The following is a 13,746-nucleotide window of genomic DNA, read 5'->3' as shown; positions in this document are numbered from 1 at the left end:
CCGGAAAAGTCTGCGGGCAGTTTACTCCAATTCCTCTGCTAGACGGGCGGCTGGCAAGGCGCGCCGTCTTACTTAGGGCAGTTCGCGGAGCACGCGGAAACCTAGAGCATAGTCGTCGGTGCCCGGCTGCTTCAGGTCACGGAAGCTACTGCGCAGATACGTGGGCCCGCTGTTCCACGCGCCGCCACGGACCACGCGGGGGCTTTGGTCCAGCGGCCCGGCAACCTGTTGCTCGCTGCCATCAAAAGGTGTGACAAACCGCGAGGCCGTCCATTCCCACACATTGCCGGCCGTGTCGTACAGGCCGAAGGCGTTGGGCGCGAACTGGCCGACCTGGCTGGTTTTGTATTGCTCAGAACGCGGCGAACCGCAGCCCCGGCAATGGGCGCGCGGTTGGTCTTCCGGGCTGTCGAGCTGCTCGCCCCACCAGTAAAACGTGCTGCTGCCACCTCGGGCCGCGTATTCCCATTCGGCTTCGGTGGGCAAGCGATAGCGGTGTCCGGTGCTTTTCGACAGCCATTGCAGGTAACTCTGCACATCAAACCAGGACACGTGAATCACCGGCCGCTGGTCAGACAAGCCCCACCCCTCGTTGTCTGGCAGCGCTTTGCCGGTCGCGCTGGCGTAGCGCTGCCAATCGGCGAAGGTCAGCTCGAAGCGGCCGATGGCGAAGGGTTTATCAATGGTGATCGACTGCGCAGGGTGCTCGTTGTAGTTGCCGCGCCCACTGCTGTCGCCGAATACGAATTGGCCCGCCGGCACCACAACCAGCTCTGGCCCGGGTTCGTTGTTGGCAAGGATGTCGTGAAACGCTTCAACGGCATGAGCGTGACCGGCGACCAGCGCCGCCAGCCCAAATAGGAAACGGCGCATCAGCCCGGCGGCCAGGCCAGTTGGCGTTTGCCCAACACATGCATGTGGATGTGGAAGACGGTTTGCCCGCCATCTTCGTTGCAGTTCATCACCACGCGAAAGCCTTGCTCGCAGCCCTGTTCTTTGGCCAGGCGCTGGGCGGTGAACAGCATATGGCCGGTCAGGGCGCTGTCGTCTTCGGTGAGGTGATTGAGCGTGGCGATGTGTTTTTTCGGAATCACCAGAAAATGCACGGGCGCTTGCGGGCCAATATCGTGAAACGCGACAACATGGTCGTCTTCATAGAGCTTGCGCGCGGGAATGTCCCCGGCGACGATCTTGCAGAACAGACAGTCCACGGACAGGTCTCCAGCTGGCGATAGGAAGCCGGAGTTTAACCAGGCCGGTGCGGCACCGCGAGTGCGCGTGCGGCGGGCAACGATAGGGAGCAGGTGTGAAGAACGATATCCATGACTTGGGGCTGGTGCTTGATTCCAAGGTGAAGCTGGTGGTGATCGAGTCCTGGGACGAGCAGCGTGTGATGGAAACCCTCACCAGCCTGGCGGTGAAACGCGGGCTGGGCTTGTTCACCTGGGCGGTCACCGAGGGCATGCAGAAGCTTGGCTTTGGCGGCGACCCGCAGGGTGACGCGCCGAGCTTCGAGCCGGAAGCGGCCCTGCGCCTGATCAAGCACGACCCCATGCCCAATCTTTACGTGCTGTGCGACCTGCATCCCTTTATGGAGGACAACCCCAAGTTGGTGCGGCTGCTTAAAGAAATTGCCATGGCCGAGGGCGCGCACAAACCCACGGTGGTGTTGGTGTCTCACGCCTTGAAGTTGCCACCGGAAGTTCAGCGCTACGCAGCGCGCTTCAGCCTGGCGTTGCCATCGGAAGACGAGTTGCTGGCCATCGTGCGCGAGGAGGCGGGCCGCTGGAGCGAGCGCAACCGTGGTGCCCGCGTGCGTACTGATAACCGCACGTTGCAGCAGGTGGTGAAAAACCTTCGCGGCATGAGTCACGCCGAAGCGCGGGTGCTGGCGCGCGGGGTTATCTGCAATGACGGCGCGATCACTCAGGAAGACCTGCCAGAGCTGAACAAAACCAAATTCAAACTGCTCGACCTCGAAGGCGTACTCAGTTTCGAGCACGACACCGCGCGCTTCGCCGAAGTCGGCGGCTTGCTCAATCTCAAGCGCTGGTTGGCTGAGCGGCAGGACATTTTTCTCGCCGGCAAGGCCGCCGATTTGCCCAAGGGCATGCTGCTGGTCGGGGTACAAGGCGGCGGTAAAAGCCTGGCGGCCAAAGCGGTTGCCGGGCTGTGGGGGTTGCCGTTGCTGCGTTTGGACTTCGCCTGCCTGTACAACAAATTCTTCGGGGAAACCGAGCGCAACCTGCGCGAAGCGCTGCGCCTGGCCGAGCAGATGGCGCCATGCGTGCTGTGGATGGATGAAGTGGAGAAAGGCCTGGCTAGCGGTGATCAGGACGGCGGCGTCAGCCAACGCGTGCTCGGCACCTTGCTGACCTGGATGGCCGAACGCAAAGCGCCTGTGTTTATGGTCGCGACCGCCAATGCCATCGACCGCCTGCCGCCAGAGTTGGTGCGCAAGGGACGTTTCGACGAGCTATTTTTCGTCGACCTGCCCGACGCGGAGACCCGTGCCGACATTTTCCGCATCCACCTGCTGCGTCGCGAGCTGGACCCTAACGCCTTCGACTTGCCGCAACTGGCGACCGTGAGCGACGGGTTTACTGGCGCGGAAATCGAGCAAGTGGTGGTCAGTGCGCTGTACGCCGGCCAGGCACAGCAACAGGCGGTCGACCAGGCTTTGCTGCTGCGTAACATCAGCAGCACGGCGCCGTTGTCGGTGGTGATGGCCGAAGACCTGGCGGCGCTTCGCGCGTGGGCGTCGGGGCGTACGGTTTCAGCGGGTTAAGGCTGGCGACTGAAGCGCTTGTTGACCACGCCGGCCAGCTTGCGCACCAGCCAGCGCGGGGCGAATCGTGAGCTTCTGGCGATCAGTCGGTTGCGCCAGCCGGGAATGATCAACGCGCGGTTTTTCTCCAGCGCCCGCACGGTGTAGAGCGCCAATTCCTCTGGGCTCATCATCAACTTGCTGTTCGCCAGCTTGCTGACCTCCATGTTGGCGTCGCGAAAAAACGCGGTGCGCGTGGGGCCGGGGCAGAGCACCGATACCTTAATGCCGCGTCCTTTCATTTCCTCACGCAGGCCTTCGGAAAAGTGCAGCACGAACGCCTTGCTGGCGTAGTAACTGCTCATCCAGGGGCCAGGCTGAAATGCGGCGATCGACGCCACGTTCAGAATTTGCCCACCGCCTAGCGCGGCCATGCTGTTGCCGAGGGCGTGGCTGAGGCGGGTGAGGGCCAGCACGTTAACTTCTAGCTGCTGCTGTTCGCGGCCCCAATCGCTGTCCAGGAATGGGCCTGATGTGCCGAGGCCGGCGTTGTTGACCAAAAGGTCGATAGGCAGCTCGCCCTGTTCCAGTTCAAGGATCAGGCCGGTGAGTTGGGTGGGGTGGGCGAGGTTGCAGGTGCGAAACAGCACCTCGACGCCGAAGCGCTGAGTGAACTCACAGGCGACGCTTTCAAGTACGTCGCGCTGGCGGGCCACCAGAATCAGGTTCCGACCGCGTCTGGCCAGGGCTTCCGCCAAGGCCAGACCGATGCCGCTGGAGGCCCCGGTTACCAATGCATAACGGGGCATAACGTTCTCCGCGCGGCGAGTGGGATGTGCAACGGTGCGTGCTTACTCTTCGCCAGACTCAGCGTCTTCGGCTGGCTCGACCGGTACTTCGACCGGCTCGGCAGGTTCGGCGTAATCGGCAGACGGCTCGGCGCTTTCTTCGCTGTCTTCGTCGGAGTAAGGCTGCGCGTAGCTGGAATCCTCAGTGCCCTGGATATAGCTCTGGTACTGCGGAATGGCAATCGCGGCCAGGATGCCGATCACCACTGGCAGTATCAGCATTGACCACGCCATAACCACCACGCCTTTGCTGTTAGGCGGAGGCGGGGAGCCGTAGCGGTTGGCGCCAGGCGTGCCCGGCAAAATAAGCATGAGCAACGGGAAAACGCTGCCGACAATCGGGACCAGCAGCAGCAAGAGCAACCAGGCGGACCAGCCCAGGTCGTGCAAGCGTTTGGCGCCGAAACCGACGCTGACCACCATCAAGGCGATCCAGCCGATCACCATCAGGCCGATGGCGAGCACTTGCGAGATCATCATGGCGCCGGCGAAGACGAGGCCGAGCACCGGCAGAGCCAGCAAGGTCAGGCCCATGCTCCAGCCCAGATAGCGCACGCGGCCGATTCGCCCTTCGATGCCGAACAGGTTCAGCTCGCAATACTCCGGCAGGGTTTCGCCCACCTGAGCCTGCGGCGTGGCGTAAGGCGACGCGGTGGCAACGGCTGCTGCGCCCACGCTCGGCGCTGGCACAACGGGAGCGGTTTCGGCCAGTTGGGTCTGACGGGCAACGTATTTGTCGATCACGATGCCGCACGCGCTGCACTCGATGGCCTTGGCTTGCTCATGGCCACACTTGGGGCAGGTCATGCGCGTGGTTTCTTCGGTGGGCTCGGCAGGCGTGGTGCGGTGGTCGTCGGTTTCCACCAGGCTGAGGCTGGAAGCCAGGTCAGCCTCTTTGTAAACCTTGGCGCCTGCGTTCTGCAGCGCCGTGACGTATTTGTCCGCTTCGGCTTCGGTGAGGTCGCGTTTGAGCGCCACCGGGTTGCCGGTGAATAGCGCGTCAATTTTGTCGCGGTCGCTCTTGAACAGGCGGGCCAGGTTGTCTTTGACGGCATCCAATGCCGCCGCCGGCATCAGTTCGCCGGTGAACACGATTTTGAAGCGTGGATCGGTCATTCGTACGTCCCTGTCAGCACTAGAGATGAAGTGGGCACAGCGTACTGGCCCGAGTGAGGTTCAGACAAGCGCGCGCGTGATGCGCATCACGCTTCAGCCCATGTTTTCTGGCAACCAGCGCCCCACGAAGCGGTTATTGCGCAGCAGACGCAGGGCGCTGAAGTCGTCCATGAGGCCTTCGCTGAGTTGCGGACGCAGGAACACCCAGTCGTCGACGTGCAGGTCTGTGGCCCGCGAGCCGTTCACCCGCTCTTGGTTGGCGCTGCGACCGAACAAACTGTCGTAGCTCAGCCCGGCGGGGGCGACCGGTTCGGCCGGCCAGCGACCGCCGTATAAGTAGTAGGCCTGTTGGCGGTTGCGGTCCCAGGTCTGCAGCGCAGTTTGCATACCGCTCAAATAGGGCAATTCGCCGGCCTGCGCTTTGAGCACCGGGGTGGCGATCCACAGGGCGGGCGTGTGACCGCTGAGCAAGTCGGTGTCGAACTCGCTGGGTTTCAGCAAGGCCGAACCGACGGCCACCTCGTTCAGCGGCGTATCGCCGCGCGCGTGCAGCGCGTACGTCAGGCTGCCGCCGCCATTGAGCAAGGGCTGAGCGGGCCAGAGGTCGGTGAAGGTTTGCGCGGCGGCGAGAAAGGCGCGGTAGCGGGCATTGCTGTCGGCGAACGCGCGGTCGCGGCCGACCCACGGCGGCGAGTGCGCGACGTGGGCGTCATAGCCCATTAGGCCGCGTAGGCGTAAGTCAGCATGATGGGTGCGCAGCCTAGCGAGCGCCTCGCCTAGTGCCTGCGGGGTCGAGAAGCCGCCGCGCGCCAGGCCGATGTCGATTTCCAAAGCGACTTGCAGTGGTTGCTTGAGGGCCGCAGCCAGGTCGGCGTATTGCTGCAGACGCTGCGGCGTGTCGATGAGCCAGGTGACTTGGCGCGTCGGCTCGAAGGACGAGGCGGCGTCCGGTTGCTGATATAAGCTCAATGCCGCACTCACCGGCAGTGGCTTGCCGACGAGCAAGTCGGCATCAGCAAACAACCGAGCCAGGCCATTGAGCTGCGGCTGGTGGAAGACCATAAAGCGCCGCGTGGCGAGTTTTTGCGCGAGATAGCCGAGCAAGCCATCGCTGGCCAGTGACTTGGCGACCAGACGCAATGGCAGCGCCGGGCCTAGCCGCTGGGCCAGCAACTCGGCGTTGGCGTCCAGGCGTTGCATGTCGACCACCAACTGCGGCACGCCGCCGCCGTCCTGTTTCAGCAGGCGGTTGAGCGTGGCGAAGTAGTCGTCGTAAGGGCGGCCGTTGTCGCCTGGACGCGCGGCCCAGGCCCCCAGCAGGCCCAGTGCGCCCAGGCCCAGCAGGTGGCGACGGTTCATCGCGGCCAGCGCTGACCCAGTTGCACGGTGCGTTGCTGGGCGGCGCGGTATTCGCTGTCCAGGCGCTGAATCAGCTCAGCGACGCTGGGCAGGTCGTTGATGTCGCCCACGCCTTGGCCGGCCGACCACACGGTTTTCCAGGCTTTGGCTTCGTCGTTGATGGGTTTGAGCTTTTCGCCGTAGTTCACCGCGCCCTTGTCTTGCAGCTTGGCCAGGTCAAAGCCGCCTTGCTCCAGGCTCTGGCGCATAAAGCTGGCGGGCACGCCAGAGACAGCGGGCGTGTGCACGATGTCGGCAGCTTTGGCGCCGAGGATCATGTCTTTGTAGGCCTGCGGCGCGTCGTTTTCCTTAACGGCGATCATGCGGGTGCCGAGGTAAGCGAGGTCGGCCCCGAGCATTTGCGCGGCCAGAATTTCATGGCCGTGGTTGAGGCAGCCGGCCAGCAGCACGGTTTTGTCGAAGAACTGGCGAATTTCTGCGACCAGGGCAAAGGGACTCCACGTTCCGGCATGACCGCCGGCGCCAGCCGCGACGGCAATCAGACCATCGACGCCGGCCTCGGCGGCTTTCTCGGCATGGCGGCGGGTGGTGACGTCGTGGAATACCAGACCGCCGTAGCTGTGCACCGCGTCGACCACTTCTTTTACTGCACCGAGGCTGGTGATGACGATGGGCACGCGCTGCTCCACGCAGATGGCCAGATCGGCCTGCAGGCGCGGGTTGGTGTTGTGCACGATGAGGTTGACGGCGTAAGGCGCGGCGTCGCTGCTCAAGCCTGCGTTAATCTCGTCCAGCCAGGCTTTGAAACCGCTGCTCTCGCGTTGATTCAGCGCGGGGAAGCTGCCAACGATGCCGTTGTTACAGCACGCCAATACCAGTTGCGGGTTGGAGACCAGAAACATTGGTGCAGCAACTACCGGTAAACGTAGGCGTTGTTCGAGCAGGGCGGGCAAAGACATGGGCGTTCTCCAAATCGGTCGCATGGGTGCTGCGGCAGCAGCGGTGGCAGTTACAACGGAGGCAGTTAGAACGGACGCACGACCACCAGAATGACGATAGCCAGCAAGGCCAGCACCGGCGCTTCGTTAAACCACCGATAAAACACGTGGCTGCGGCTTTGCTGCCCGGCAGCGAAGCGTTTGCGCATGGCGCCGCACAGATGGTGATAGCCGATCAGCGCCACCACCAGGGTCAGCTTGGCGTGCATCCAGCCTTGGCTGAGCAGGCTGGGATTGAGCCACAGCAGCCAAATGCCAAGGCCAACGGTGGCGAGCATGGAGGGCGTCATGATGCCGCGATAAAGCTTGCGCTCCATCACGCAGAAGCGTTCTTTGCTGACGTTGTCTTCGCTCATGGCGTGATAGACGAACAGGCGGGGAAGGTAGAACAGCCCGGCGAACCAACAAACCATGGCGATGATGTGAAAGGCCTTGACCCAAAGGTAGAGCATTCGGGGTTTCCTGAGCGGAGGAAGGAAGCGGCGGTTGAGCGCCTGAATTGGCCGTATTAAACAGGTTATCCCGGTCATACGTCACCAAGGCGGTTGGCCGTTGACGGATGCAGCCGTATCATCGGCAGCTTTCCCCGACTCGGGGAGGACTGCAGCGCTGTTGCGCAGTGGGCATTCAGTTTTACAGGGGGTTCGTGATGGTCAAGGTCGGTATCGTCGGCGGCACAGGCTACACCGGGGTCGAGTTGTTGCGCCTGTTGGCACAGCATCCACAGGCTGAGGTGGTGGTCATCACCTCGCGCTCGGAAGCGGGCACCCGCGTCGATGAGATGTACCCGAACCTGCGCGGTCATTACGACAACCTCAGCTTTACCGTTCCGGACCCCGCCACCCTGGGTGCGTGCGATGTGGTGTTCTTCGCCACCCCGCACGGCGTCGCCCATGCCCTGGCCGGCGAATTGCTGGCGGCAGGCACCAAGGTGATCGACCTGTCGGCTGACTTCCGTTTGCAAGATGCCGAGGAGTGGGCCAAGTGGTACGGCCAGCCCCACGGCGCGCCGGATCTGTTGGGCGAAGCGGTGTACGGGCTACCGGAAGTGAACCGTGAGCAAATCAAAACAGCTCGCCTGATCGCAGTGCCCGGCTGCTACCCGACCGCCACACAGCTGGGTTTTCTTCCCTTGCTGGAAGCCGGTTTGGCCGATAACAGCCGCTTGATCGCTGACTGCAAATCCGGTGTTAGCGGTGCCGGACGCGGCGCGAAAGTGGGCTCGCTATTCTGCGAAGCCGGCGAAAGCATGATGGCGTATTCGGTAAAAGGTCATCGCCATCTGCCGGAAATCAGCCAAGGCCTGCGGCGCGCTGCGGGCGGTGAAGTGGGCCTGACCTTCGTGCCGCACCTGACGCCGATGATTCGCGGCATCCACTCCACGCTGTACGCCACGGTGACGGATAAGTCCGTCAATCTGCAGGAATTGTTTGAAAAGCGGTACGCCAACGAGCCGTTTGTGGATGTGATGCCGGCCGGTAGCCACCCGGAAACGCGCAGCGTACGCGGTGCTAACGTCTGCCGTATCGCAGTGCACCGCCCACAAGGTGGTGACTTGGTGGTGGTGCTGTCGGTGATCGACAACCTGGTCAAAGGCGCGTCGGGCCAGGCCGTACAGAACATGAACATTCTGTTTGGGCTGGACGAGCGTTTGGGCCTGTCCCACGCTGCGTTGCTGCCGTAATAGACCAAGCGACCGAGCGGCATGCAGCTGGCGGTCGCCGTTCAATAGTTGACCATTTTGGTAGGGGAAGCGGATAATGCTCGCGTCCCCAAGTAACACGTCGGCCACTGGCCGGGAGAAAGACAGCATGAGCGTCGAATCCTTCACCCCCACTCCGCTGCAATTCACGCACGGCGCGGCGAACAAGGTCAAAAACCTGGTCGATGAGGAAGGCAATCCACGTCTGAAATTGCGTGTGTTCGTCACCGGTGGCGGTTGCTCCGGCTTCCAATACGGCTTCACCTTCGATGAAGAAGTTGCCGATGACGACACCATCGTTGAGCGCGAAGGCGTAAGCCTGGTGGTCGATCCGATGAGCTTCCAGTACCTGGCAGGTGCGGAAGTTGATTATCAGGAAGGCCTGGAAGGTTCGCGTTTCGTGATCAAGAACCCGAACGCAACGACCACGTGCGGCTGCGGATCTTCCTTCTCGATCTGAGTAATGGTTGCTACAACGACGCCGCGCGATTGCGCGGCGTTTTCGTTTCTGCAATTAGGCCGGGTAAATGGCGCCTAGCACCCGCAGGCCTTTGGCTCCGGTGACGCTTGGGCGATTGCTGGGAGTGTTTTCCAGGCAGCAATGGGCAAGCCAGGCGAATGCCATGGCCTCTACCCAGTCGGCTGGCACGCCGTGCTCATCCGTGCTCTGCACGCTGCAGCCCGGCAGCAATTCGCCGAGGCGTTTCATCAACGTAAGGTTGCGGGCCCCTCCGCCGCAGACCAGAAGCCGTTCCGTATTCTGCTGGACATTGGTCAGCGCGCCGACGATGCTCTGTGCCGTCATCTCTAGCAGCGTGGCCTGCACATCCGCCGGGCTGATGGTTGGGCGCTCGCTCAGGTGTTGGTCCAGCCACGGCAGGTTGAATAGCTCACGCCCGGTGCTCTTTGGGCCTTTGGTCGTGAAGAACGGGTCGCTCAAGAGCGCACCGAGTAGCGCGTCAGACACCGTGCCGCTTGCTGCCCAATCGCCATTGCGGTCGTAACTTACGCCCTGGTGACGACTAATCCAGGCGTCCATCAGCACGTTTCCAGGGCCAGAGTCGAAGCCGTGCACCGGCTGCTGCGGATCAAGCAGGCTGAGGTTGCTGAAGCCGCCGACGTTGAGGATGGCCTGACGGCTGAGCCCGTCGCTGAACAGCGCATCGTGGAACGCGGGAACCAAAGGCGCGCCTTGGCCGCCGGCGGCGACGTCGCGCCGGCGGAAATCGGCGACGACGGTGATGCCGGTCAGCTCGGTGAGAAGTGCCGGGTTGCCGATCTGAATGGTGAAGCCGCGCGCGGGTTCATGCCGAACCGTTTGGCCGTGGCTGCCGATGGCGCGGATATCGTTTGGTGTGAGTTGCTGTTCGTTAAGCATCGCGTGGATGCCGTCAGCTGCGAGATGCGCCCACTGGTTTTCGGCGACTGCGCTTCGGGCCAACTCGTCCGGGCCGGCGCTGCAAAGCGTTAGCAAGTCGGCACGCAGGTTGTCCGGCATGGGCAGGTAGCGAGTGGCGAGAAGGGTAGTGGTGTCGCTTTGGTCGATCAGAGCGATGTCCAGCCCATCGAGGCTGGTTCCGGACATCACTCCTATATAGCGCGGCACGGCTTAACGCTTGTTCAAGGCCAGCATGGTGGCCTTTTCTTGATCCATCTGCGCCATCAGCGGTTTGCTCATTTGCATGAAGCGCGCTTTATCTGGGCCGGAAATCGGGTCTGCCATGGCCAGCTTCTGGCTCAGTGGGTCGACGTGCTGGCCATTGACCTGAAATTCATAGTGTAGGTGCGGGCCGGTCGACAGGCCGGTGGTGCCGATATAGCCGATTACTTGCCCTTGCTTGACCATGCTGCCGGTTTTGATGCCTTTGGCGAAGCCCTGCATATGGCCGTACAGCGTGGTGTAAGTTTTGTTGTGCTGAATGATGATGGTGTTGCCGTAACCACCACGGCGGCCCGCCAGCTGCACGCGACCGTCGCCGGCTGCTTTGATGGGCGTGCCTCTCGGAGCGGCGTAATCCACGCCTTTGTGGGCGCGAATCTTGTTCAGAATCGGATGGAACCGACCCATCGAAAAACGCGAGCTGATGCGGGCGAAGTCCACCGGCGTGCGGATAAACGCCTTGCGCATACTGTTGCCGTCAGCTGTGTAGTAGCTGGTGGAGCCTTGTTTGCTGGTGTAACGGACCGCGGTGAAAGGTTTGCCACGGTTTACGAAGCGAGCGGCGAGGATGTTGCCGTCGCCGACCTTCTTGTCATTCACCACCTTCTGCTCGTAGATCACTTCGAATTCGTCGCCTTCACGAAGGTCTTGCGCGAAATCGATGTCGTAGCCGAACACGTTCGCCAAATCCATCGTCATGTTATGCGACAGGCCGGCGCGCTTGGCCGATACGAAAAGAGAGCTGTCGATGACGCCATGCGCGTAGGCGGTGCGGATAGTGGGCTTGGTCAGCTCGCGTTTGAACTCAAAGCCTTTGTCGGTTTTTGCCAGCGTGATCGTTTCCAGGTCGCTGAGTTTGCTTTGCAGGTGCTGCAAGCCGCCGTCTTGGGTGAGCTTGACCTCAAGCACCTGGCCGATCTTTAGCTGGCCGAAACGCTTGGCGTCGTTGCTGCTGCTCAGCGCTTCGTGGAGGTGAGCGGGTGTCAGGCCAGCCTTCTGGAAAACGGTCGATAGGGTGTCCCCGTTCGCCACGGTGATGAGCTTGGTGTAGGGATCTACCGGCGCGGCCACTGCAACTGGAGCTTGCTGCCTTTCTGCAGGCTGCTCGGCTTGTTGTGTCTCGGAGTTCTGTGGGTCAACTTGAGCAAAAGGCGACGCCGACGTCTCGCCTGGCAGGCGTGGCTGCTGTTCGCTTGGATTGGTTTCAAGCTGTTCACTAGCGTTGAGGTCGAGATTAAGCGTGGTTTTTTTTGCTTCAACTTCTCGAGAGGGAAACACCAGCAATGCAAGGCTTAGAAGGGCGGCAATGCCGCTGGCCGCAAGCAGATGACTTTTTGGATACGGCGGAGGCGCTTTAGAAATAGAGGTCATAAGGTGATTTTGACTTTGAAAAGATGAAAAGAAGAGATGAAGAAAATCATGAATATGAAATAACTGTATAAAATATAACCAAAATCACCCCGAGGCAAGCCTACGGTTTTCTGGGTTTTAGCGTAGGAATAAGCGGCAGGCACAAACTTGTAATTAGTTGGTGATCTTGTATGGTTGGTTCCCTTCGAAAATCAGGTGGTAGCGGGGCGGGTATGAAGTCGGTTGAAGAGCAGCTGGCGCTGATCAAGCGCGGTGCAGAAGAGGTGTTGGTCGAGGCTGAGTTGGTCGAGAAACTGAAGCGCGGTCAGCCGCTGCGCATTAAGGCTGGTTTCGACCCGACCGCGCCGGACCTGCACCTTGGCCATACCGTGCTTATTAATAAGCTGCGCCAGTTTCAAGAGTTGGGGCATCAGGTTGTGTTCCTCATTGGCGACTTCACCGGCATGATTGGTGACCCCAGCGGCAAGAGCGCCACTCGTCCACCGCTCACCCGTGAGCAAGTGCTGGATAACGCTGAAACCTACAAGGCTCAGGTCTTCAAGATTCTTGATCCGGCAAAAACCGAGGTGGCGTTAAACTCCACCTGGATGGATCAGTTGACCCCGGCCGACTTCATCCGCCTTGCTTCGCAATACACCGTGGCGCGGATGCTTGAGCGTGATGACTTCAGTAAGCGTTACACCGCAAATCAGCCGATTGCGATTCACGAGTTTCTTTATCCGCTGGTCCAGGGTTACGACTCGGTTGCGTTGAAGGCGGACGTTGAGCTCGGCGGCACCGATCAGAAATTCAACTTGCTGATGGGGCGCGAGCTGCAACGTGCTTATGGGCAAGAAGCGCAAACCATCCTGACCATGCCGTTGCTGGAAGGGTTGGATGGCGTGAAGAAGATGTCCAAATCGCTGGGCAACTACGTCGGCATCCAGGAAGCGCCGGGGGTTATGTACAACAAGCTGGTTTCGATCCCGGACTCGCTGATGTGGCGGTACTTCGAGCTGCTCAGCTTCCGCTCAATGGAAGAAATTGAAACGTTCAAGGCTGAGGTTGTTGCGGGCGCGAATCCGCGTGACGTCAAAATCAAACTGGCCGAGGAAATCGTCGCGCGCTTCCATGGCGAGGAGGCGGCTGCCAACGCGCACCGCTCTGCTGGCAACCGAATGAAAGAGGGCGAGCTGCCAGATGACTTGCCTGAGGTTGAGGTTGTCTCGGGCGAAGATCTGCCGATCGCTTCCCTCCTTAATAAGGCGGGGCTGGTGAAGAACGCAGCAGGCGCCCGTGATCTGCTGAATGCCGGCAGTGTGCGCATTGATGGCGAAGTTGTTGATCGCACCTTTATATATAAGGTCGGCGCAACGCATGTTTGTCAGGCCGGCAAAAAGGCTTTTGCTCGCGTTACGCTGAAAGCTGAGTAAAAGGTCAAATAATGCCTTGACGGCTTTTCCTGGGTGCTTATAATGCGCACCTCTTCCGGCGCGGAAGGCTCCTAAAAGTTATTTCTAATCAATAGGTTAGGTAGAAATTGAGGGTTGCAAAGCAGAGCGATCTGCGTAGAATGCGCCGGGCTGACAAGGTTGAGGTTCGGTCTTGTTGGTCGGTCGAGTAAGTTGATCGAAAGGCGGTAAATGAGGTGGTTGACAGCGGTTTGAAACGCTGTAGAATTCGCCTCCCGCTGACGAGAGACTGAAGTTGATCTGAAGCGCAAGCGGTTGAGTTTGAAAAGAAATTTTCGAAATCGCTTGACGGAATAAGAGGCTGCTGTAGAATGCGCGCCTCGGTTGAGACGAAAGGCTTAACCAACTGTTCTTTAACAACTGAATCAAGCAATTCGTGTGGGTGCTTGTGAGGTAAGACTGATAGTCACCAGATTATCAGCATCACAAGTAACACTCGTTAATTTGAGAGTTTTTTGCGATTGCTGAGCCAAG

The 13,746-nt window shown here is 60.7% G+C and carries 13 protein-coding genes; 4 read left to right on the top strand and 9 right to left on the bottom strand.

Going from position 1 to position 13,746, the window contains the following annotated elements; all coding sequences use genetic code 11:
• Positions 1-72 precede the first annotated feature (72 nt).
• Both AC0IW7_RS15840 and AC0IW7_RS15835 read right to left on the bottom strand, forming a co-directional pair.
• Positions 73-873, bottom strand: a complete 801-nt coding sequence (locus tag AC0IW7_RS15840) for a formylglycine-generating enzyme family protein (RefSeq protein WP_471819288.1) — start codon at positions 871-873, stop codon at positions 73-75.
• On the bottom strand, positions 873-1,211 hold the full coding sequence (locus AC0IW7_RS15835) for a histidine triad nucleotide-binding protein (RefSeq protein WP_122497348.1): 339 nt from the start codon (positions 1,209-1,211) through the stop codon (positions 873-875). Before AC0IW7_RS15835 ends, AC0IW7_RS15840 begins: the two co-directional genes overlap by 1 nt.
• Before the next feature lie 95 nt (positions 1,212-1,306).
• Between AC0IW7_RS15835 and AC0IW7_RS15830 the strand changes: the two genes are divergently transcribed.
• Positions 1,307-2,788 (top strand): AAA family ATPase, encoded by a 1,482-nt coding sequence (locus tag AC0IW7_RS15830; protein ID WP_471819286.1) that lies wholly within the window; start codon positions 1,307-1,309, stop codon positions 2,786-2,788.
• Here the strand turns inward: AC0IW7_RS15830 and AC0IW7_RS15825 are convergent.
• From AC0IW7_RS15825 to hemJ, 5 genes are all read right to left on the bottom strand, one after another.
• Entirely contained in the window at positions 2,785-3,576 is a 792-nt protein-coding gene (locus tag AC0IW7_RS15825; RefSeq protein WP_471819284.1) for an SDR family NAD(P)-dependent oxidoreductase, read from the bottom strand. The genes AC0IW7_RS15830 and AC0IW7_RS15825 overlap by 4 nt on opposite strands.
• 42 nt (positions 3,577-3,618) lie before the next feature.
• Positions 3,619-4,731 carry a DUF805 domain-containing protein gene (locus AC0IW7_RS15820; RefSeq protein ID WP_471819282.1) on the bottom strand — a complete coding sequence of 371 codons (1,113 nt, stop codon included), beginning with the start codon at positions 4,729-4,731 and terminating at the stop codon, positions 3,619-3,621.
• A gap of 93 nt (positions 4,732-4,824) precedes the next feature.
• Positions 4,825-6,090, bottom strand: coding sequence for an alanine racemase (locus AC0IW7_RS15815; protein WP_471819281.1), 1,266 nt, complete (start codon positions 6,088-6,090; stop codon positions 4,825-4,827).
• Complete coding sequence (locus AC0IW7_RS15810; protein ID WP_471819279.1) at positions 6,087-7,049, bottom strand: NAD(P)H-dependent flavin oxidoreductase; 963 nt, start codon at positions 7,047-7,049, stop codon at positions 6,087-6,089. The genes AC0IW7_RS15815 and AC0IW7_RS15810 overlap by 4 nt, the downstream gene beginning before the upstream one ends.
• A 65-nt stretch (positions 7,050-7,114) precedes the next feature.
• On the bottom strand, positions 7,115-7,540 hold the full coding sequence (gene hemJ / locus AC0IW7_RS15805; RefSeq protein WP_471819277.1) for a protoporphyrinogen oxidase HemJ: 426 nt from the start codon (positions 7,538-7,540) through the stop codon (positions 7,115-7,117).
• Positions 7,541-7,737: 197 nt separating this feature from the next.
• On the opposite strand from hemJ, the gene argC reads away from it, so the two are divergent.
• Positions 7,738-8,772 (top strand): N-acetyl-gamma-glutamyl-phosphate reductase, encoded by a 1,035-nt coding sequence (argC, locus tag AC0IW7_RS15800; RefSeq protein WP_471819275.1) that lies wholly within the window; start codon positions 7,738-7,740, stop codon positions 8,770-8,772.
• A 127-nt stretch (positions 8,773-8,899) separates the two neighbouring features.
• Entirely contained in the window at positions 8,900-9,250 is a 351-nt protein-coding gene (erpA, locus tag AC0IW7_RS15795; protein WP_108099340.1) for an iron-sulfur cluster insertion protein ErpA, read from the top strand.
• 54 nt (positions 9,251-9,304) lie between these two features.
• Here erpA and AC0IW7_RS15790 read toward each other — a convergent pair whose 3' ends face one another.
• On the bottom strand, positions 9,305-10,396 hold the full coding sequence (locus AC0IW7_RS15790) for an anhydro-N-acetylmuramic acid kinase (protein ID WP_471819273.1): 1,092 nt from the start codon (positions 10,394-10,396) through the stop codon (positions 9,305-9,307).
• A 3-nt stretch (positions 10,397-10,399) separates the two neighbouring features.
• Positions 10,400-11,821, bottom strand: a complete 1,422-nt coding sequence (locus tag AC0IW7_RS15785; protein WP_471819271.1) for a peptidoglycan DD-metalloendopeptidase family protein — start codon at positions 11,819-11,821, stop codon at positions 10,400-10,402.
• A gap of 212 nt (positions 11,822-12,033) precedes the next feature.
• Between AC0IW7_RS15785 and tyrS the strand changes: the two genes are divergently transcribed.
• Positions 12,034-13,233, top strand: coding sequence for a tyrosine--tRNA ligase (tyrS, locus tag AC0IW7_RS15780; protein WP_471819269.1), 1,200 nt, complete (start codon positions 12,034-12,036; stop codon positions 13,231-13,233).
• Positions 13,234-13,746 lie beyond the last annotated feature (513 nt).

It is taken from the genome of Pseudomonas sp. AC229, from assembly GCF_979254655.1.
Note: the sequence above shows the minus strand (reverse complement) of the source record. Positions and strands in the feature narration are given on the sequence as shown.